A 21,569-nucleotide genomic window follows, 5' to 3' on the forward strand; every position below is an offset into this window, starting at 1 on the left:
AAAAGGTGCAAAGAATGTCCAAGATTTCCGCATTCCGTCCGGGTCTCAAGACCGTCCTGAGGACGACCACCGTCGCCGGGCTTGCGGCCGTCATGCTTGCCACCGGCATTCCCGCGCGCGTCACCGAGAGTTTTGCACAAGCCGTGTCGGTGCAGGGTCCGCAGGTTGCGAGCTTCGCCGATGTCGTGGAGGCCGTCTCGCCGGCCGTCGTTTCCGTTCGCGTCCAGTCCGACATCAAGCCGGCCAATGACGAGAGCAATTTCAGCTTCAACTTCGGTGGCCGGGGCCTCGACGAGCTTCCCGACGATCACCCGCTGAAGCGTTTCTTCCGTGAATTCGGCGGCCCCGACCAGTTCCAGGGCGACCGTGGGCCGGATCGTCGCTTCGGAGAACGCGGCGACCGTCGCGGCCGTGACCGCAAGCCACACCTGCGCCCGACCTCGCAGGGTTCCGGCTTCTTCATCTCCGAAGACGGCTACATCGTCACCAACAACCATGTCGTCAATGACGGCAGCGCTTTCACCGTCGTGATGAACGACGGCACGGAGCTCAATGCCAAGCTCGTCGGCAAGGACAGCCGTACGGACCTTGCCGTGCTGAAGGTCGAGGAGAAGGACAAGCGCAAGTTCACCTATGTGAGCTTCGCCGATGACAGCCAGATCCGTGTCGGCGACTGGGTCGTTGCCGTCGGCAACCCGTTCGGCCTCGGCGGCACGGTGACGGCCGGCATCATCTCGGCCCGCGGCCGCGACATCGGCTCCGGCCCCTATGACGACTACCTGCAGGTGGACGCCGCCGTGAACCGCGGCAATTCAGGCGGCCCGACCTTCAACCTCAACGGCCAGGTCGTCGGTATCAACACCGCGATCTTCTCGCCGTCGGGCGGCAATGTCGGCATCGCCTTCGCCATTCCGGCATCCGTCGCCAAGGGCGTCGTCGCCGACCTGATGAAGGACGGCAAGGTCGACCGCGGCTGGCTCGGCGTGCAGATCCAGCCGGTGAGCCGCGACATTGCCGACTCGCTCGGCCTTGCGGACGCCGCCGGTGCGCTGGTCGTCGAGCCGCAGGCCGATTCGCCCGGCGCCAAGGCCGGCATCAAGAAGGGTGACGTGATCACGGCGCTCGACGGCGAGCCGATCAAGGATCCGCGTGACCTTGCCCGCCGCGTCGCCGACATCGCGCCCGGCAAGAAGGTCGACCTTTCGGTCTGGCGTGACGGCAAGTCCGAGACGATCCCGGTCGAGATCGGCACGCTGGCCGGCGAACAGATCCAGGCAGCAACGGGCGCCGAGGAAGCCGAACCGGAAGCCCCGGCTGCCGAGCAGGCGCTTGCCGATCTCGGCATTTCGGTCACCCCTGACGACAAGGGCCTGACGGTTTCCTCCGTCGATCCGGACTCCGACGCCAGCGACCGCGGCCTGAAGCAGGGCGACCGCATCACCTCGGTCAACAACCAGCCGGTCAAATCGGCCGATGACGTGGTGAAGGTTCTCGATGGCGCCCGCAAGGACGGCCGCTCCAAGGCGCTGTTCCAGATCGAGACCAATGACGGCAGCCGCTTCCTGGCCCTGCCGATCGACCAGGGCTGAGCGGTTCCGCAATCCCGCTTGACGGCGCCGCGAAATCGCAAGGTTTCGCGGCGCTGCCGTATCCGGACGATGGCGCTCTGGCCAAGTCCTGCCGAACATGCTGTAAGGTCCTGACGATGAAGATATTGATTGTGGAAGACGATCTGGAGGCGGCCGCCTATCTCTCGAAGGCCTTTCGCGAGGCGGGCATCGTGCTCGACCACGCGAGCGACGGTGAAAGCGGTCTCTTCCTCGCCACCGAGAACAGCTATGACGTCCTTGTCATCGACCGCATGCTGCCGCGCCGCGACGGCCTGTCGCTGATCTCGGAGCTGCGCCGCCGCAACATCCATACGCCCGTGCTCATCCTCTCCGCACTCGGCCAGGTCGACGACCGTGTGACGGGGCTGCGTGCCGGCGGCGACGACTATCTGCCGAAACCCTATGCCTTCAGCGAGCTCCTGGCCCGTGTGGAAGTGCTCGGGCGCCGCAAGGGTACGCCGGAGCAGGACATGGTCTACCGCGTCGGCGATCTGGAACTCGACCGGCTGTCCCACACGGTCAAGCGTGGCGGCAAGGAGATCCTGCTCCAGCCGCGCGAGTTCCGCCTGCTCGAGTATCTGATGAAGAATGCCGGTCAGGTCGTAACGCGCACCATGCTGCTGGAAAATGTCTGGGACTACCATTTCGACCCGCAGACCAACGTCATCGACGTCCATGTCTCGCGGTTGCGCTCGAAGATCGAGAAGGACTTCGACCAGCCGCTGCTGCGCACCGTGCGCGGCGCGGGATACATGATGAAGGACGAGGCGGCGGGCTGACCCCATGCATCGACTGCTCGGCAGGCTGACCGCCCTTTATCGCACGACCGCGGTCCGGCTTTCCGCGGTCTATCTGCTGCTGTTCGCCATCTGTGCGGCCTTTCTCGTCTTCTACGTCTCCTCCATGTCGGAACGGCTCCTGCGCCAGCAGATGCGCGAGGCGGTGGCACAGGAAGTCGAGCAGATCGAGCGAATCTTCGACAGCAACGGCATGAACGGCCTGTTGCGTACGCTCGAGCGGCGGGCCCGCCAGCCGGGCGCCAACCTCTATATCATCGCGAGCCCGACGGGCGAGGTTCTGGCTGGCAACGTCGCCTCGCTCCAGCCCGGCGTGCTCGACACGGAGGGCTGGACGGAGACGCCCTTCCGCTACCAGCGTTACCAGGAAGAGGCGCGCGGCAGCAACCGGCCGATGGCCTATGCGCAGGTCATCGTGCTCTCCAACGGCCTGCGTGTGCTCGTCGGCCGCGACCTCGGCGAGCCGGAGAATTTCCGCTATCTCGTGCGCCAGGCGCTGATGGTGGCGCTCGGCGTCATGGGCTTCGGGGCGCTCGCCATCTGGTACCTGATCGGGCGCAATGCGCTGAAGCGCATGGACCGCATGTCTGGCGCGAGCCAGCGCATCATGGCGGGCGACCTCTCTCAGCGGCTGCCGACCAGCGGCTCGGGCGACGAGTTCGACCGCCTGTCGGAATCGCTCAACACCATGCTCGGCCGTATCGAGAAACTCGGCGAAGGCCTCAAGCAGGTCTCCGACAACATCGCGCACGACCTGAAGACGCCGCTGACCCGGCTGCGCAACAAGGCGGAGGCGGCGCTTGCCGGCGGCGAGCGGGCCGACTACCGCGCGGCGCTGGAGGAAATGATCGGGGAATCCGATCAGCTCATCCGCACCTTCAACGCGCTCTTGATGATTTCCCGCGTCGAGGCGGGCCAGGCGCCGGCGGAGATGAGCGCGATCGACATCAGCGGCATCGCCCAGGACAGCGCGGAACTCTACGAGCCGGTGGCCGAGGACAGCGGCCTGAAGCTGGTGACGGACATTGCCGACGGTATCGAGGTCAAGGGCAATCGGGAGCTCGTCGGCCAGGCGCTCGGCAATCTCATCGACAATGCGATCAAATATGCCGAGGGCAGCGGCGGCGAGCCCGAGATCCGCATTTTCCTCGAGCGGCGGCAGGGTGATGTCGTGCTCTCGGTCGCCGACAGCGGCCCGGGCGTGCCCGACGACAAGCGCGAGGATGTCGTGAAGCGTTTCGTGCGGCTCGATGCCAGCCGCTCCAAGCCCGGCACGGGCCTTGGCCTTTCGCTGGCCGGCGCGGTCATGGAAATGCACCATGGCCGCCTTGAACTCGACGCGACCCATCCGGAACGGGAAAACAATCGGGGGCTGACGGTCAGGATGGTTTTCCCCGTCGTTGCGGACTGATACACCTCTTCGCGCCGGCCTTTCCGGTCGGATGCGGTGAGGAGGCATCATGAGCGCAGCGGAAACGACGCGGTTTTCCGATCTTTCGGCCAGCCCAGTGCGGGCTCTCAGCCAGACGGAGGTCAAGTCGGTCCTGTCCGATCTCAAGGACTGGGGCAAGGAGCACGCAGCCATCGCACGGCTTCTCGGCGAAGAGGGGCCGCTCAAGGACTTCATCGTTGCGACCCTGTCACTGTCGCCCTATCTGCGCGACACGGCCCGCATCGATCCCGGCCTGCTCGCCCGCGCGCTCGAAGAGCCGATCCTGCCTGCCGTGAGCACTGCCATCGACCGCGCCCGCAGTGCCTGGCAGGCCGAGGGCGGCGAGGTGACGGAGGCGGTGCTGATGACGCGGCTGCGCCGCGCCAAGCGCGAGGTCGCCTTCTTCACCGCCCTTGCCGATCTTGCCCGCATTTTCGACGCGCGGCGCACCACGGCGCTGCTGACGGAGCTTGCCGAGGCGACGACGTCAGCCGCCATCGACTACCTTCTGCTCTCGGCGCATGAGAGCGGCAAGCTGAAGCTGCCCGATCCCGCCCGACCGAGCGAAGGATCGGGCCTCATCGTGCTCGGCATGGGCAAGCTGGGTGCAGCGGAGCTCAACTATTCCTCCGACATCGACCTCGTCGTCTTCTTCGATCCGATGGCCGGGATCGCGGTCGATCCGAGCGAGGCTGTCGAGACTTTTTCCCGCCTCGTTCGCCGCCTGATCCGCATCATGCAGGAGCGCACGGCGGACGGTTATGTCTTCCGCACGGATCTGCGCCTGCGGCCGGATCCGGGCGCGACGCCGCTCGCCATTTCTGTCGATTCGGCGATGCTCTACTACGAGGGCAGGGGGCAGAACTGGGAGCGCGCCGCCTTCATCAAGGCAAAGCCGATTGCCGGCGACCTCAAGGCCGGCGAGGCCTTCCTCAAGGAGCTCACCCCCTTCGTCTTCCGCAAGTATCTCGACTATGCGGCGATCGCCGACATCCATTCGATCAAGCGGCAGATCCATGTGCACAAGGGGCATGGCGAGATCGCGGTGAAGGGCCACAACGTCAAGCTCGGCCGCGGCGGCATTCGCGAGATCGAATTCTTCGTACAGACCCAGCAACTGATCGCCGGGGGGCGCGTTCCGGCGCTGCGCCTGCGCGCCACCGAGCCGATGCTGGCGGAACTTGCGAGGGCGAGCTGGATCGACGACGCGACGGCGGCGGAGCTGACGGAGGCCTACTGGTTCCTTCGCGATGTCGAGCACCGCATCCAGATGGTGCGCGACGAGCAGACCCATGTGCTGCCGGAAACCGAGGCCGAACTGAAGCGCATCGCCTATATGCTGGGCTTTGCGGATACGGCGGCGTTTTCCGCGCGGCTGGTCGAGGTGCTGAAGACCGTGGAGCGGCGGTATGCGGCGCTCTTCGAGCAGGAGGCAAAACTCTCCTCGGAGACCGGCAACCTCGTCTTCACCGGCCAGAAGGACGATCCGGACACGCTGGAGACGCTGAAGCGCCTCGGCTTCGAGCGCCCCGCCGATATTTCCCGCACCATCCGCACGTGGCACTATGGTCGCTACCGCGCCACGCAGTCCGTCGAGGCGCGCGAGCGGCTGACGGAACTGACGCCGGAGCTGCTGCGCGTCTTCGGCGAGAGCAAACGGGCGGACGAGGCGCTGCTGCGCTTCGACAATTTCATTTCCGGCCTGCCTGCGGGTATCCAGCTCTTCTCGCTGCTCGGCAACAACCCGGCACTGCTCTCCCTCATCGTCAACATCATGTCGTCGGCGCCGCGGCTTGCCGAAGTGATTGCGGCAAAGCCCCATGTCTTCGACGGCATGCTCGATCCGGGGCTTCTCGCCGAACTGCCGACCCGCACCTATCTTTCCGAGCGCATCGACGGCTTCGTCTCCGGCGCACGGCACTACGAGGAAATCCTCGACCGCCTGCGCATCATCGCCGCCGAGCAGCGCTTCCTTATCGGCATCCGCCTTCTAACCGGCGCGATCACGGGAAAGCAGGCCGCCCGCGCCTTCACCCATGTGGCCGATCTCATCGTCCAGGCGGCCTTCAAGGCGGTGCTGGAGGAAGTGGAGACGGCGCACGGCAAGTTCCCGGGCGGGCGCGTCGCGCTGGTCGGCATGGGCAAGCTCGGCAGTTTCGAGCTGACGGCAGGCTCGGATATCGACCTGATCCTGCTTTACGACCATGACAGCGACGCCTTCGAATCGGACGGTGCCAAGCCGCTCGACAACATGAAGTATTTCACCCGCATCACGCAGCGGTTGATCGCGGCGCTCTCCGCGCCGACCGCCGAAGGCGTGCTCTACGAGGTCGACATGCGGCTGCGCCCTTCCGGCAACAAGGGGCCGGTCGCCACCCGTATCACCTCCTTCGCAAAGTATCAGGCGGAGGAGGCCTGGACCTGGGAGCACATGGCTTTGACCCGTGCCCGCGTGCTGTGCGGCGACGAGAGCCTGATGCGGCAGGCGGAAGAGATCTTCCGCACCGTGCTCGGCCGCAAGCGCGATACCGGCAAGGTCGCCAAGGATGTGGCCGAGATGCGAACGCTGATCGATCAGGAGAAGCCGCCGAAGGACATCTGGGACCTGAAGCTCATCGCCGGTGGGCTGATCGATATCGAGTTCATCGCGCAGTTCCTCGCGCTCGTGGCGCCAGTGCGGGGCGCGGCATCGCCGGAAGGGGCGCTGCCGACCGGCGATGCGCTGGCTCTGCTCGGACAGAGCATGATGGACCCCAACGACCTCGACACGGTGCAGCGGGCGCTCACCCTCTACACCGAGATCTCCCAGATCGTGCGTCTCTGCGTCGATGGCGGCTTCGACCCGAAGGAGGCGCCCGCCGGCCTCGTCGACCTCGTTTGCCGCGCCGGCGACTGCCCCGATATGCGCACGCTGGAGGCGGATATCCGCCGGGTCTCCAAGGCGGTGCGGAAGATCTTTCAGGCGACGGTCAAGGGGTAGCCACCCCCTGACCTTACCCTCAGGCCGCTGCGAGATGCAGTGCCGCCAGCCGTTCCCGGTCGGGGATGCGCACGGAGATGATCGTGCCCTTGCCCTCGACGGAATAGATGCGCATGGCGCCACCATGCAGGTGGGCGAGCGAGCGGGAGATGGCAAGGCCAAGGCCCGATCCGCCCTTGCTCTTGGCATACTGGCTCTGCACCTGCTCGAAAGGCTGGCCGATCTTCTGCAGCGCGGATTTCGGGATGCCGATGCCGGTATCGGCGATCGTCAGCGTGACGGCCCCGTCCACCCGGCGCGCCCGCACCTTCACCTTACCGTCTGCATTGGTGAACTTCATGGCGTTCGACAGGAGGTTCAGCAGGATCTGCTTCATCGCGCGGCGGTCGGCGACGGTCAGGAGATGGCCGGGGCAGGTTTGCTGGACTTCGATATGCTTCTTCTCCGCCTGCAGCATGGTGAGGCGCAGCGTCTCCTCGATCAGCGGCGACAGGTCGACCGTCTCGCAGCTGATGCGCATATGGCCGGCCTCGATCTTCGACATGTCGAGAATGTCGCTGATGACGTTGAGCAGGTGCTTGCCGCTTTCGTGGATGTCGCGGGAATACTCGCGGTACTTGTCCGAGCCGAGCGGACCGAACATCTGGTTCTGCAGGATCTCGGAGAAACCGAGGATGGCGTTGAGCGGCGTGCGCAGCTCGTGCGACATGTTGGCAAGGAATTCGGACTTCGCCCGGTTGGCCGCCTCCGCGCGGTCCTTTTCCGCCTGGTAATTGGCATTGGCGACGGAAAGCTCGGCCTTCTGCCGCTCCAGCTTGGCGCGGGAGGCCGAGAGGTCGCCGATGGTCGCCATCAGGCGGCGTTCGGATTCGCGCAGCCGCACCTGGTGGCGCTTCATCATGGTGATGTCGGTGCCGACCGAGACGAGGCCGCCGTCGCGGGTGCGCCGCTCGTTGATCTGCAGCCAGCGCTCGTCGGCAAGCTGCACTTCGCTGGTCTGCGAGGCACCCGTGCCGTCGGCATCGGCGATGCGCCGCTCGATGACCGGGCGGGCCGCGGCGGCGTGCACCGTCGCCCGCTCCGTGCCGGGAACGAGCACGTCGTCCGGAAGCCCGTAGGCCTGCTGGTAGTGCGCATTGCACATGACGAGCCGGTCGCTCTTGTCCCAGAGGACGAAGGCTTCGGACGTGCATTCGATGGCGTCGGCAAGCCGCTGGTCGGCCTCCTGATAGCGCTGGGCAAGCCGGTGCTGCTCGGTGACATCCATGGCGATGCCGATCATGTGCATGCGGCCGGAGGCCATGCGGATGAGCTGGGCGCGGGCACGCAGCCACACATAGTGGCCTTCGGCGTGGCGCATGCGGAACACCTGGTCCACCTGCTTGGCCTCGCCGCGCGCCACAGCGCGCGCCACCTGGTAGATGCCGTCGTCGTCGGGATGCATCAGGCGCGCCGCATCGCCGAAGGACAGCACGCTGTCCCGCGCCGGCATGCCGAGCATTTCGTACATGGAGCGCGACCAGAACAGCCGCCGGCTCGACAGGTCGAAATCCCAGAGGCCGCAGCGACCGCGGGCGAGCGCCGTCTCGACGCGCAGGTTCGATTCCGCGAAGATCGCATCCGCATCGCGCGCGCGCTTCGCCTGGATGTAATAGGCATAGAGGATGACGAGCAGGATCGCCGAAATGCCGGCGAAGAGCGTGACGTTCAACGCCACCTCGTCGCGCCAGAACGTCGCGAGCTGCCCGAGCGGATTGGCGACGATGATGAAGCCGCCCTTCTTGGGCATCTGCACGAGCGAGGCGTAATAGTCCTCATCGCCGATGCGGGCGCGGAAGACGCCGGCCGGATCGCCGAAATACTGGGTTGCCGCGAGCTCCGGCGCAAAGCGCGCCAGCGACAGGCCGACATAGCGGGCCGCGCCCAGCGAGGCGCCGAAGACCTGGCCCTTTTCCGCGACGAAGAGGACAAGCCCGCCCGCCTGCATGCGGTCCTGCGGCAGATGCAGGGACAGCGCCGCCTCGACCGCCATGCGGTCGGACTTTGCAAGGCTTTCCGCCATCGGACCGGAAAACGCCGCCTCGACGGCCATCGCCGTCAGCGAGGTCGTGTCCTTGACGCTGGTTTCCATCCGGTCGTGCTCGACCAGGATGCCGGCCATACGCGAGATGGCCACCACGAACAGGAAGGCGATAATCAGGATCGGTATCGACCGCTTCAGCACGGGCTCGGCCCGTGTCAAATGCCGTGCGGCAGGCCCGGCGAAAATCTTCGCCTGTCCCGTCAACTCATCTTCCCAGGCCGCCATTCCCGGAAATTTGAGGTGAGTCCACCCGCCGGCTGCGCGTCCTCGTTGCGCGTCCGTCATAGTCTTAAACCTTGTACCCTCTCGTGATTCGGCGCGCCGCTCGCCCGAATCTGCCCTAATGAATCAATTGTGATTCGGCTTGTCCAGAGGAAAAGGTAACGGACTGTTAACCAATTATTACGGTTGGGAAATTGGGGTTGCGGTGGCCAGAGAGGCGGTTCGCGGGATGCGCGTCCCCTCCGGCCCGCCGGCCGGAGAGGAAACGCTATCTACTCAACCCTTCAGCATGCGCTCCACGATGTCCGAAACGTCTGAGGAGAGCTTTTCGCCCGCCGCAATCGTACGCAGCGCGTTGCGCGCATGGTCCGAGCGGCCGTCCTCAAGCGCTCGCCAGGAGCGCATGGAGGTAAGGATGCGGGCGGCGAGCTGCGGGTTCTTCGGGTCGATCTCGAGGATCTGCTCTGCGAGGAAGCGGTAGCCCGAGCCGTCCGCCCGGTTGAAGCCGGTCGGGTTCGAGAAGGCGAAGGTGCCGACGAGCGCGCGCACGCGGTTCGGGTTCGCCTTGTTGAAGTGCGGGCTTTCCATCAGCGCCTTGACGCGTTCGAGTGCACCGTCGCCGGGGATGGTGGACTGGATGGAGAACCACTTGTCGATGACGAGGGCATTGTCGGCAAAGCGGGCGCGGAAGGTTTCGAGTGCCGCCGTCGTCTCCGGCGCGTCCGGGAAGCGGTGGGCGAGCACAGTGAGCGCGGCGCTGAGGTCGGTCATGTTGTCGGCCGCGGCGAAGGCTTCCGCGGCGCGGGCCGGTGTGCCGTCGGAGACGGCGAGATAAGCGAGTGCGGCATTGCGCAGCGCCCGCTGGCCGGCGCTTGCCGCATCCGGCGTGAAGGCGCCGCTGGTGCGGTGGCTTTCGAAGAGCGTCGTGAAGACGGCGGGATCGTGGTTTGCCACGAAGGCGAGCACCGCCTCGCGGCCGGCGCGGATGGCGTCCGGATCGTTGTTGCTGCCGAGTTCGCGGGCAATGTCGGATTCGGAGGGAAGCGCCAGCGCCTGCGCCCGGAAGGCCGGCTCCAGCGCCGCGTCGCCTGCGATGGCGATCAGCGTATCGGTGAGGACCGGGTTCGTTTCGATGGCTTCGCCGGCCCGTGCCTTGCGGGCGGCCTCGACGAGGTTCGGCAGCGCAAGGTCGTTCAACGCCTGCCAGCGGGCAAAGAGATCGCTGTCGTGGCGTGCGATATGGGCGAGATCGGCGGGGGGCTGCTCGAAATGCAGGTTGATCGGTGCGGAGAAGCTGCGGTTGAGCGAGACGACCGGGCGCGAGGCGATGCCGGAGAAGCTCACCGTCTGGCGGCGTTCCTTCAGGTGCAGCACATCGCCGGTCACGTCGGCGCCGCTGACGGCGCTGGGGAGCGCCTCTGAGCCATCGGCGGAGAGGAGGCCGAAGCGCAGCGGAATGTGCATCGGCTCCTTGGTGCCCTGGCCGGGCGTCGGCGGGATCATCTGCTCCAGCGACAGCGTGAACTCGCCCTTCGCCTGGTCGTAGCTCGACGAGACGCTGACGAGCGGGGTGCCGGCCTGATGATACCAGAGCGAGAACTGCGTGAGATCGACGCCGTTCGCCTCCTCGAAGCATTTGACGAAGTCCTCGATCGTCGCGGCATCGCCGTCATGGCGCTCGAAGTAGAGATCCATGCCTTTCTTGAAGCCGTCGCGCCCAACAATGGTCGCGATCATGCGCGTCACCTCGGAGCCCTTTTCGTAGACGGTCGTCGTGTAGAAGTTGTTGATCTCGCGGTATTTCGTCGGGCGCACCGGATGGGCGAGGGGACCGGCATCCTCCGGGAACTGTTCCGACTTCAGGTGCCGCACCTCGGCGATGCGCTTGACGGCGCGCGAGCGCTGGTCGGCGGAGAATTCGTGGTCGCGGTAGACCGTCAGACCTTCCTTGAGGCAGAGCTGGAACCAGTCGCGGCAGGTGACGCGGTTGCCGGTCCAGTTGTGGAAATATTCGTGGGCGATGATCGCCTCGATATTCGCATAATCCTGGTCGGTGGCGATCTCGGGATCGGCGAGCACGTATTTGTCGTTGAAGACGTTGAGCCCCTTGTTCTCCATGGCGCCCATGTTGAAGTCGGAGACGGCGACGATCATGAAGATGTCGAGGTCGTATTCGCGGCCGAACACCTCTTCGTCCCATTTCATCGAGCGCTTCAGCGCGTCCATGGCATAGGCCGCACGCGGCTCCTTGCCGTGCTCGACATAGATCTTCAGCGTCACCTCGCGGCCGGACAGCGTGGTGAACGTGTCCTCGACGACGCCGAGATCGCCGGCGACCAGCGCGAAGAGATAGGAGGGCTTGGGGTGCGGGTCGAACCAGGCGGCGAAATGCTTGCCTTCGCCGTAGCCGGCGCCGCCGAGGAAATTGCCGTTGGACAAGAGCAGCGGGCAGCTCGCCTTGTCGGCGATGATGTTGACCGTATAGACGGCCAGCACATCCGGCCGGTCGGGGAAATAGGTGATGCGGCGGAAACCTTCCGCCTCGCACTGGGTGCAATAGACGCCGTTCGTGCGGTAGAGGCCCATCAGCTGGGTGTTGGCCTCCGGATTGATCATTGTGGTGACGGTGATTTCGAAGGGTTCCGTCGCCGGCAGGTCGCGGATCGTCAGGCTGTCGGGCGTGGCGTCGTAGCGTGCGGCATCCAGCTCCATCTGGTCGAACAGCAGGCCGGTCATCACCAGCTCGTCGCCGTCGAGGACCAGTGGTGCCGCGGGATCGGCGCCTTCGCGGCGATGGAAGATCAGCCTTGCCTCGACCTTGGTTTCCGTCGGATCCAGTTCGAAGGTCAAATCGACGCGCTCGAGAACAAAGTCGGTCTGGCGATAATCTGCCAGATGAATGATCCGGCCGTTCTCTGTCCGCATGGATATGTCCTGCTCGTTGCCGTCCGGGCCGTATCGTTTTCGTACAACGCTACGGGAAACGCGGACAGTCTGCCCCCAAATTCCATGGATTGATAAGCTTATTGGCTTAACATCTCATTTCCACGGGACCCCCAATTGCGATTTTGTGCTTTCCCGGCACAGTCTATCCCATCGCGGATCCGATCAAAATTATCCGTGACGCATCACCAGAATTGATCCCATCCGGCAACCGATCCGGGTAAACTCGGCACCAGCCTGAATCGGTTCTCCGGTCTCTCTTCAACGCCTGATGCCATGGCCCGCCGGCCGTGCAGAGTTCTCCATGGACATGACGTACCCCAACCCCATGCGGGGCATTTCGCTCAAGGTCATTTCCGTGGTGATCTTCCTGTGCATGTCCGCTCTTATCAAGGCGGCGGGCAAAGAAATTCCGGCAGGGCAGATCACCTTCCTGCGGTCCGCTTTCGCCATGGTGCCGATCATCGTTTTCCTTGCCGTGCAGGGCCAGCTGCGCGATGCCTTCCGCACCAATGACATCTTCGGTCATTTCAAGCGCGGCTTCGTCGGCATCCTGTCGATGGGCTTCGGCTTCTACGGCCTCGTGCACCTGCCATTGCCGGAAACGATCGCGCTCGGTTATGCGCTGCCGCTCGTCACCGTGGTCGTCGCCGCGGTCTTCCTAAAGGAGAAGGTCGGCATCTATCGCTGGACGGCGGTGCTGGTGGGGCTTCTCGGTGTCGCTATCATCAGCTGGCCGCGGCTGACCCTGTTCCGCGAAGGCGGTTTCGGCTCGTTGGAAGCAAAAGGGGCGCTTGCCATGCTGGCCTTTGCCGTGCTCGGCTCCGTTGCCATGGTGCTGGTGCGCAAGCTGGTACAGACCGAGCGCACGCCGACCATCGTGCTCTATTTCTCGCTGTTCGCCTCGGTCTTCTCGCTGGGTACGCTGCCCTTCGGCTGGATCGAGCTTGGCTGGCGGTCGCTTGGCCTGATGGCGCTTGCCGGCTTCTGCGGCGGCATCGCGCAGCTGCTGCTGACGGCGAGCTATCGATATGCCGACGTCTCCACCATCGCGCCGTTCGAATATATCTCGATCGTGCTCGGCCTCATCATCGGCTATTTCGTGTTCGGCGAGGTGCCGACGGAGACCATGCTCGTCGGAACGGCCATTGTCGTCGCCGCGGGCATCTTCGTCATCCTGCGCGAGCATCAGCTCGAATTGAAACGTCGGGCGGCCCTGCGCCACCAGGCCCTTCAGGGGTAGGTCGGCACCAGCAGGCATGCGGAGCGACTTTGTGCCCGCAAGCAGTGCGGACGGGCAGGGCCGGCGCTACCGCCATTCCGGTGTCGTCGTATCCTCGATGCGGTCATCGGTCGCCATGTCCGGTTGAAGCGCAGCCGCGGCAACATCCGCGCCCAGCGGCTGCACCGCCATTGCCTGATAGTCGGTCTTGACCACGAGGCCGTCATTTTCCTCGCGCCGGCTGATGCGCCAGGCGGCATAGGCGCCGTAGAGCACGAAATAGGCGGCCAGCACGACGAAGAGCGAACCCGGCCCGAACCGGTCCATGATCGGGCCGACCACGATGGGGCCGGAAATGGTGCCGACGCCGTAGACGATCATCATGCCCGAGGAGACCTCGACATATTCGTCGGGCTGCGCCCGGTCGTTGGCATGGGCGACGTTCAGCGCATAGATCGGGAAGATGACCGAGCCGACGAAGGCTGCGGCGATATAGAGCAGCACCGGCGGCCCGCCGGCGACTGCCGCCATGGCAAGGCAGGAGATCGTGCCGACGATACCGCAGGCCACCATGACGAGGCGGCGGTCCATCCGGTCGGAGGCGCGGCCGATTGGAATCTGCGAGAGCGCACTGCCGAGGAGCACGCAGGCCAGCAGCGTCGCGCCTTCCGCCGTGGAAAGCCCGCTGCGCTGCGTGAACACGCCGCCGAGATTGAGCCAGGCGCCGGACATCGCCCCGGCGAGGAAGGCGCCGACGACGGCGACCGGCGAGCGGCGGTAGAGTTTGGCGACATCGAAGCGCGCCTGCGTCGGCGGAGCCGGCAGCGGCGAGGAGGTGAGGGCCGTCGGCAGGAGGGCGACGGAGAAGATGATGCCGCAGAGAATGAAGAGCGATGTATTGGACGGGTCGCCGAGCGGCACGAGATATTGCCCGCCGATCGTGCCCACCATGGTGGTGATCAGGTAGACGGAGAAGATCGAGCCGCGGTTCTCGTTGGTCACGCGCTCGTTCAGCCAGCTTTCGATGATGAGGTAGCTGCCGGAAATGGCAAAACCGGACATCGCGCGAAACAGCATCCAGGCGCGCCAGTCGACGACGAGCGCGCAGAGCAGGATGCCGATGGCGAGCAGCGTGATCAGCGCCACGAAAACGCGCACATGCCCGACCAGCAGCACGAATTTCGGCGTGATGATGCAGGAGAGCGTGAAACCGATCGTATAGCCCGTCGCGATCATCGAGATCGTCTGCGTCGACCAGCCTTCTGCCACCGCCCGCACCGGCACGACATAACTCTGCAGCCCGAAGGCCACCATCATCAGGAGGGTGGACAGCATCAGGCTGAGAATGGAGACGAGGCTCGCCAGCATGGGGGCTCCGGGAGAAGGCATGATCTGTTTCGGAGTGTCGCTCTATTGCGACGGTCGCGCGCTGTCCACTGCGACAGTGGCTGGCGTAAAGCAATCCGATTTCCGAAGCGCTCCCGGTGAATGGAAGGAATTCCCGGATGGGTTGTGTTATGGTTGCGTGCCGGGCGAATGACCGGCAAAACGAAAGGAGGTGAGACGTTTGAAATTCCGGCTTACGCTGACGATCAGGTTCAGGACTTGGCGGTTCACCCTGACGATCAGCTAAGAAAACGGGGATCGGGCTTCGGCCCGGTCTCCACCGGAGGAAAAGGCGTCTCACCTCCTCACGATGAAGACAATAGCACAGCGCCGGCCGGCTTCAAAGCCGCGGCCGGGCTCAGTTCGGCAGGAAGGCCTTGAGCGGGTCGCGGCGCTGCGCGGCATCGCGCGGCAGAGAGGCCAGCACGGAATATTCCCGGGCAGCGTTCACGGCGGCGCGGATATCGGCGATATCGGACATCAGCTTACGAAGGGCGGCCATGGCGTGCTCCTGGGGTCGGGTCTGTATCGGAAGGCGTCGGTCGGCGCCTTGCATCGGCTTAGCGCTGGATGAACTCGGCGAAGAGCTGGACCGGGCGGTTGATGCGGGCAAAGCCGGAGGCGGTGAGCTGCTCGTTGGCCGGGGCAGCGATGCCGCCGAAGCCGCGACCGGTGCGCAGACCGGAATGGCGGAGCGTCTCGAAGCTCGAATGGATGGGCCGAAAGCGGGCGGTCATGGGTCGATTCCTTAAATCCTGTCCCTCCCGTGGTGATATATTGCGCCGCAGCATCGATTTTGCAATGCGACATTCTGCCCGGCAGGTATGTGCAAATCGCATGACTGGCGAAACATTTTGTTCATGCTTGCGGCAGATTTTCGGCAGCCTCTGCAGATGAGCCACAGGCCTCCAACGGCAAGTCATTGAAAAATATGAAAGTGGTCCTGCCGATCAGCCTTTGAGCCCTGCACGAAAAGCAAGCAGATCCTGCCAGGCGAGACGCTTGCTGACCGGCGCCGTTACCAGATCCTGCGGATGAAGCGTCGCAAAAGTCGGGATGGTGCGGCCGGAAATCGCAATATCCCGCCATTCTCCTCGCAACTGGTGGATCGTGTCGTTGGAGCGCAGCAGGAATCGGGCGGCAAAATTGCCGAGAATCAGCAGGTGGCCCGGCTCGGCAAGCGCGATCTGCCGCTCGATGAAGGGTCGGCAGATATCGGCTTCGCGCTGTGAGGGCGGGCGGTTGCCCGGCGGGCGCCAAGGCACGACATTGCTCAAGAGGATACCGGCCCGGTCGAGCCCGATGCCGGCGAGCATGCGATCGAGCATCGCGCCCTGCCGGCCGGAAAAGGGCTGGCCGTCCCGATCGTCGTCGGCATTCGGCATGGCGCCGATCACCATGACGTCGGGCTTCGCATTGCCTTCGGCAAAGACGAGGCAGCGGGCGCTGGTCTTCAGGTTGCAGCCATTGAAGGCCTCCATCGCTGCGCGCAGTTCGTCCAGCGTGCGGGCGCCGCTTGCCGCAAGCTCGGCTTCCGCAACCGCCTGGCTGTCCGGTATCGCGACATTGGGCAGGATATTCTGCTGAGGCGCAGAGGCCGCCGCGCGTGATGGCTCCTGCCGGGCCGGCGCCGGCCGGGCGGCCTGCTGCGGGGAGGGGGCAGTCTCCCGCGGCGCCTGCACGCCGCGCGCCGCGCGCATCGCCTCGAACTCAGCGATACGGTCGACGGCCTCTTCCTCCAGCAGCCATTCGACGCCGGCATCCGCATAGAAATGCAGAAGCGATCGAAGCTGTGCGGGGTCGAGGTCGTTCGCGGCGTTCATGGCTGCACCTTAGCGAAGCGGCTTCGCGGAGGAAAGCGCCGCCACCATCTTCATGCCGCCCATTGCGCCACGTCGTCGCTTTCGCCGATCAACGCAAGGCCGTGGGCGATCGAGAGCAGTTCGCCGCCGCTCTCGATGCGGTCGGCGTCGAAGCGACGGGTGAAGATGCGCCGGACGGCCGGCACGAAGGAGGTGCCGCCGGTCAGGAACACCTTGTCGATGGCGCCAGGCGCGGTGCCGGTCTTCTCCAGCACCTCGTCCAGCGCGCCCTCGATGCGGGCGAGGTCCGGCGCGATCCAGTCCTCGAAATCACTGCGCTTGACCGTCTTGCGGCCGGCCGCGCCGAGCGGGGCGAAATGGAACTCCGCCTCGTCTGCCGCCGACAGCGCCATCTTGGTGGCCGAGATCGCCTGGTAGAGCGGGTAACCCTCGTCGTGCTCGACGAGATCGATGAAGAGCTCGAGCTTTTCCGGCTCGAGCGAGGCACGCACCAGCGACTTGAGGTCGGAAAATTCGCGCGTCGTCTTGAAGATCGACAGCTGGTTCCAGCGGGCGAAGTTCGCATAGTAGCCCGACGGCACCTCCAGGACCTTGTCGAAGCTCTTGAAGAAGCTGCCCTTGCCGATTTCCGGCGCGACGAGGCGCTCGATCATGCGGGAATCGAAATGGTCCCCCGCGATGCCGACGCCCGAATGGCCGATCGGCTTTGCCGTCAGCCGGCCGGCCTGCCGTTCGAAGCGGATCAGCGAATAGTCCGTCGTGCCGCCGCCGAAATCGGCGACCAGCACGGTGGCGTCGCTCTTCAGCGTCTGGGCGAAGTAGTAGGCCGCCGCAACGGGCTCGTAGACATAGTGGATTTCCGGGAAACCGAGCCGCGTCAGCGCCGCGTTGTAGCGTTCGAGGGCGAGCGCCGGGTCGGGGCTTGCACCGGCGAACTGCACCGGCCGGCCGGTGATGACGCGTGAGACGTCCGCCGGCCACCCATCGCCCGCATAGGCCTTCAACCGGCGCAGGAACACCTCCATCAGGTCGTCGAAGGCATGGCGGCGGGCAAAGACCAGAGTACCCTGGAAAAGGGCGCTCGCAGCAAAGGTCTTGATCGACTGCAGGAAACGGCAGTCGCCGGGATTGTCGATGAACTGGCGGATCGCCGCCTGTCCGGCCTCCACCTTCAGCGCCTGCGCGCCGACGACCGGATCCTTCATGAAGGAGAGCGCCGTGCGCATCGTGTCGGTGACGCCGACGCTGCTGGTGAAGGTCATGGACTGTGTCGCCCCGGCGTCTTCGGAAAGCGCCAGAACCGTGTTCGTCGTGCCAAAATCAAGCCCGAGTGCCCGTGCCATCGCCGTGCCCCTTCGATCGTCAAAAATGTGTTGAAGCGGAGCGAAAGCCCCGCGCGAAAGGCGCATCGGCGCGCCCGGAAATTGGAGAGCGCGCCAGATCGCACAGGCGGGCGGGGAAGGCAAGGGGGAAGGTATGATTGCCCCTCACCCTAACCCTCTCCCCGCAGGCAGGGAGAGGGGACCTGCCACACGAACGGGTGTTGGTTGGAGAAATTGGCGCGGCATATTTCCTTCTCCCCGTTTACGGGGAGAAGGTGCCGGCAGGCGAATGAGGGGCTATCCCCTGTGCCTCAGACCGACCGCGCCGCCCCGCCGTCGCAGCGGATGAGGCTGCCGGTAACGTAACTTGCCGGTGCGCTGCACAGGAAGGCGGCGGTCGCCGCGAACTCCTCTACGGCGCCGTAGCGCCGGGCCGGGATGGCCCGTTCCGAGGCGGCGCGCACCTCGGCGACGCTCTTGCCGCTGCGCTCGGCGGCAGCGGTGTCGAGGCTCTTCAGCCGGTCCGTCATGATGCTGCCGGGCAGCAGCATGTTGCTGGTCACGCCGTACTCGGCGACCTCGCTTGCCAGCGTCTTCGACCAGCCGGCCAGTGCCGGGCGCAGCGTGTTGGACAGCGCCAGGCCGGGAATCGGCTCGATGACGCCGGAGGATGCGACCGTCAGGATGCGGCCCCAGCGCTGCTCCTTCATGACCGGCAGCAGCTGGTTGGTCAGGGTGATGATCCGCAGCACCATGGACTGGAAGTAGGTCGCCAGCTTTTCCGCGCTCATGTCCTCGGTGGAGCCGGGCGTCGGCCCGCCGGAATTGTTGACGAGAATATCCACGCCGCCGAGCTTTTCCCGGGTCGCCTTCACAAGCGTCTCGACGACGTCCTCGTCGCCGAGATCCGCCTGCACCCAGTCGGCCCGGCCGGTGCCTTCCGCATTGATGGCCTCGCAATTGGCCGCCAGTGTCTCGGCGCTGCGCCCACACAGGAGGACATGCGCGCCCTCGCGGGCGAGCGCTTCGGCAATGCCTTTGCCGAGGCCGCGGGAGGAGGCGAGGACGAGGGCGCGTTTGCCGGCAATTCCGAGATCCATCGTGATGTGTCCTATGCGCGGGACGTGTCGGTGCGGTAGGGCACCTTGCCCGGATTGAAGAGGTTTTTCGGGTCGAGCGCGGCCTTGATCGCCTGCGCCACAGCGCGGCGCGATGCATTGCCATAGCTGAGATAGGCGCGGCGCTTCTCCGTTCCCACCCCGTGCTCGGCGGAAAAGCTGCCGCCGAGTTCGGCGACGCCGGTATAGACGGCATCCTCGATCGGCTCTTTCGCGCCCGGGGCCGCTACGCCGTTGCCGATGACGGAGATATGCAGGTTGCCGTCCGCAATGTGGCCGTAGACATAGGCGTCGAAACCCGGATCGATCGCCCTCAGCCGCTGCCGTAGGCCATCGACATATCCGTCGAGCGCGCCCGGCGGCACGGAGACGTCGAAGGAGGGGGCGGCCGGGAAATGCCGGTACATGAAGTCGCCGTCCTCGCGCAGTGCCCAGAAGCGCCGGGCCTGGTCGAGCGAGGCGGCGACGATGCCGCTGGTCAGCCCGTGTTCCTCCCAGAGGGCGGCAAGACCCTCTTCCAGCGCCTCGCGCGCCTCCGCCTCGCTGCCGGCGGACACTTCCATCAGGAGGATCGCGGGGGTATCGGTCTCCAGCCAGCCGAGGTCGAAGCCCTTGTCCGCAGCGCTGTCGCGCAGACAACGCTGCCACATCAGTTCCGCGCCTTCCAGCTGCAGGGCCGGCTGGCTGCGGAAATGGGCGATCAGCGAGAGGGCGGCCGTGGCGTCGGGCACGCCGACAAGCGCGGTGGCGCGCATCGGGTTGAAGCTTTCGAGTTTCAGCACGGCACGGGTGACGAAGCCGTAAGCGCCTTCCGAGCCGATGAGAAGCTGCTTGATGTCGGGCCCGGCGCTGACTTTCAACACACGCGTCAGGTCGCTGACGAGGCTGCCGTCCGGCATCACCGCCTCGATGCCGAGTACCTGGTGGCGCATCACGCCGTTGCGGAAGGCGAGGATGCCGCCGGCATTGGTCGCGATCATGCCGCCGATGGTGGCGCTGCCGCGGGCGGCAAGGTCGATGCCGGGAATGAGGCCGACTTCGGCGGTTGCCTCCTGCAGGGCCTGTAGCGTGACGCCGGCGCCGACGGTGACGGTGCGGGCGAGGGGATCGATCGCCTCGATCCGGTTGAGACGGGCGGTGGAAAGGATGAGCTCGCCCGGCCGGCTGATGCCGCCGCCGACAAGGCCGGTGCGTCCGCCCTGCGGCACGACGGGCACGTCGTTTTCGGAGCACCAGCGCACCACGGCGGCCGCGGCCTCGGGCGTCGCCGGCTCGGCCATGGCGCCCGCGCCGAAATTGCCGGCATGTTCACCGGGGTGCCGGTTCGCCAGCCGGTCGCTTCCGACAAGGTGGAGATCATCGCCGAAATCGTTCAAGTCGCGTTCGAGCGATCGGATAATCTCGGACATGTTCCCGTTTCCTCTGCCGATGGGCCGGCTGGAATGCGTAGTGCGGCGGAGAGGCGGAATCAAGCGGACAACGGATGATACGGGCAGCATTCGATTGACGTTTACGTGAAAGTCAATAAACTTTCGACCCTGTCATGATGTCATGCGCAAATGCAGGGAAAGTCTGTCGCAGAACGGCTCGACAAGGCTTTCGGCATTTGTCATGACAGGCCGACCCGAGGGAATTGCCGCGGCTTTTGAGGGGTTGCGGGGTGGAGAGACGAATGAGCGAAGAAATGGAACTCCCCGAACGCGAGAGCATGGAATTCGACGTTGTGATCGTGGGGGCTGGTCCTGCGGGGCTGTCTGCGGCGATCCGGCTGAAGCAGGTCAATCCGGATCTCACCGTCGTCGTGCTCGAAAAGGGCTCGGAAGTCGGCGCGCATATCCTCTCCGGCGCCGTCGTCGATCCCATCGGCATCGACCGCCTCCTGCCCGATTGGCGCGAGGACGCCGACCATCCCTTCAAGACCGCGGTGACGGACGACCATTTCCTGCTGCTCGGCCCGGCCGGCTCGGTGCGCCTGCCGAACTTTGCCATGCCGCCCCTGATGAACAACCACGGCAACTACATCGTCTCGCTCGGCAATGTCTGTCGCTGGCTGGCGACCAAGGCGGAAGAGCTCGGCGTCGAGATCTATCCCGGCTTTGCCGCCACAGAGGTGCTCTACAATGACGAGGGTGCCGTCATCGGCGTCGCCACCGGCGACATGGGCATCGAGCGCACCGGCGAGCCCGGCCCGAACTACACCCGCGGCATGGCCCTTCTCGGCAAGTACACGCTCATTTCCGAGGGCGTGCGCGGTTCGCTCGCCAAGCAGCTGATTTCGAAGTTTGACCTCCAGAAGGATCGCGAGCCCCAGAAGTTCGGCATCGGCCTGAAGGAACTCTGGCAGGTCAAGCCGGAGAACCACAAGCCCGGTCTCGTGCAGCACTCCTTCGGCTGGCCGCTCGGCATGAAGACCGGCGGCGGTTCGTTCCTCTATCATCTGGAGGACAACATGGTCGCCGTCGGCTTCGTGGTGCATCTCAACTACAAGAACCCCTATCTCTTCCCCTTCGAGGAGTTCCAGCGCTTCAAGACGCATCCGGCGATCCGCGGCACCTTCGAGGGCGGCAAGCGGCTTTCCTATGGCGCGCGCGCCATCACCGAGGGCGGCTACCAGTCGGTGCCGAAACTGTC

The 21,569-nt window shown here is 65.3% G+C and carries 15 protein-coding genes; 6 read left to right on the top strand and 9 right to left on the bottom strand.

Annotation, left to right across the window (positions count from 1 at the left end; translation table 11 throughout):
* Positions 1-14 precede the first annotated feature (14 nt).
* The 4 genes from AKG11_RS08605 to AKG11_RS08620 all read left to right on the top strand — a co-directional run bounded on the left by AKG11_RS08605 (position 15) and on the right by AKG11_RS08620 (position 6,819).
* Complete coding sequence (locus AKG11_RS08605; RefSeq protein ID WP_050743563.1) at positions 15-1,589, top strand: Do family serine endopeptidase; 1,575 nt, start codon at positions 15-17, stop codon at positions 1,587-1,589.
* Positions 1,590-1,705: 116 nt separating this feature from the next.
* Positions 1,706-2,389, top strand: a complete 684-nt coding sequence (locus AKG11_RS08610) for a response regulator transcription factor (protein WP_023514088.1) — start codon at positions 1,706-1,708, stop codon at positions 2,387-2,389.
* Positions 2,390-2,393: 4 nt separating this feature from the next.
* The gene (locus AKG11_RS08615) at positions 2,394-3,818 is read left to right on the top strand and encodes an ATP-binding protein (RefSeq protein ID WP_050743565.1); all 1,425 of its coding nucleotides are present in this window, start codon (positions 2,394-2,396) and stop codon (positions 3,816-3,818) included.
* A 49-nt stretch (positions 3,819-3,867) separates the two neighbouring features.
* Complete coding sequence (locus tag AKG11_RS08620; protein WP_050743566.1) at positions 3,868-6,819, top strand: bifunctional [glutamine synthetase] adenylyltransferase/[glutamine synthetase]-adenylyl-L-tyrosine phosphorylase; 2,952 nt, start codon at positions 3,868-3,870, stop codon at positions 6,817-6,819.
* A gap of 19 nt (positions 6,820-6,838) precedes the next feature.
* Here the strand turns inward: AKG11_RS08620 and AKG11_RS08625 are convergent, their stop codons facing one another.
* Complete coding sequence (locus AKG11_RS08625; protein WP_023514085.1) at positions 6,839-9,187, bottom strand: PAS domain-containing sensor histidine kinase; 2,349 nt, start codon at positions 9,185-9,187, stop codon at positions 6,839-6,841.
* A gap of 213 nt (positions 9,188-9,400) precedes the next feature.
* Positions 9,401-12,049: an aminopeptidase N gene (pepN, locus tag AKG11_RS08630; protein WP_050743567.1), complete on the bottom strand. Its 2,649-nt coding sequence runs from the start codon at positions 12,047-12,049 to the stop codon at positions 9,401-9,403.
* A 322-nt stretch (positions 12,050-12,371) separates the two neighbouring features.
* Here pepN and AKG11_RS08635 point away from each other — a divergent pair, with 322 nt between their 5' ends.
* Positions 12,372-13,310: a DMT family transporter gene (locus AKG11_RS08635; RefSeq protein WP_050743568.1), complete on the top strand. Its 939-nt coding sequence runs from the start codon at positions 12,372-12,374 to the stop codon at positions 13,308-13,310.
* A 66-nt stretch (positions 13,311-13,376) separates the two neighbouring features.
* Here the strand turns inward: AKG11_RS08635 and AKG11_RS08640 are convergent, their stop codons facing one another.
* The 7 genes from AKG11_RS08640 to AKG11_RS08660 form a co-directional block, all read right to left on the bottom strand.
* Positions 13,377-14,657, bottom strand: coding sequence for an MFS transporter (locus tag AKG11_RS08640; RefSeq protein ID WP_050743569.1), 1,281 nt, complete (start codon positions 14,655-14,657; stop codon positions 13,377-13,379).
* Between the two features lie 376 nt (positions 14,658-15,033).
* On the bottom strand, positions 15,034-15,177 hold the full coding sequence (locus tag AKG11_RS34495) for a hypothetical protein (protein WP_023517455.1): 144 nt from the start codon (positions 15,175-15,177) through the stop codon (positions 15,034-15,036).
* A 58-nt stretch (positions 15,178-15,235) separates the two neighbouring features.
* Positions 15,236-15,412 carry a hypothetical protein gene (locus AKG11_RS35105; RefSeq protein WP_023517454.1) on the bottom strand — a complete coding sequence of 59 codons (177 nt, stop codon included), beginning with the start codon at positions 15,410-15,412 and terminating at the stop codon, positions 15,236-15,238.
* 213 nt (positions 15,413-15,625) lie between these two features.
* On the bottom strand, positions 15,626-16,498 hold the full coding sequence (locus AKG11_RS08645) for a uracil-DNA glycosylase (RefSeq protein ID WP_050743570.1): 873 nt from the start codon (positions 16,496-16,498) through the stop codon (positions 15,626-15,628).
* Between the two features lie 50 nt (positions 16,499-16,548).
* Positions 16,549-17,841 (bottom strand): Hsp70 family protein, encoded by a 1,293-nt coding sequence (locus tag AKG11_RS08650; RefSeq protein ID WP_050743571.1) that lies wholly within the window; start codon positions 17,839-17,841, stop codon positions 16,549-16,551.
* A gap of 290 nt (positions 17,842-18,131) precedes the next feature.
* Entirely contained in the window at positions 18,132-18,920 is a 789-nt protein-coding gene (locus AKG11_RS08655) for an SDR family oxidoreductase (protein ID WP_050743572.1), read from the bottom strand.
* Between the two features lie 11 nt (positions 18,921-18,931).
* Entirely contained in the window at positions 18,932-20,347 is a 1,416-nt protein-coding gene (locus AKG11_RS08660; protein WP_050743573.1) for an FAD-binding oxidoreductase, read from the bottom strand.
* 263 nt (positions 20,348-20,610) lie between these two features.
* Between AKG11_RS08660 and AKG11_RS08665 the strand changes: the two genes are divergently transcribed.
* Positions 20,611-21,569, top strand: a 959-nt coding sequence (locus tag AKG11_RS08665) for an NAD(P)/FAD-dependent oxidoreductase (RefSeq protein WP_156334073.1), incomplete at its 3' end; no start/stop codon positions are given.

This window comes from Shinella sp. SUS2, from assembly GCF_001262505.1.
In the GTDB taxonomy this organism is placed as follows: domain Bacteria; phylum Pseudomonadota; class Alphaproteobacteria; order Rhizobiales; family Rhizobiaceae; genus Shinella.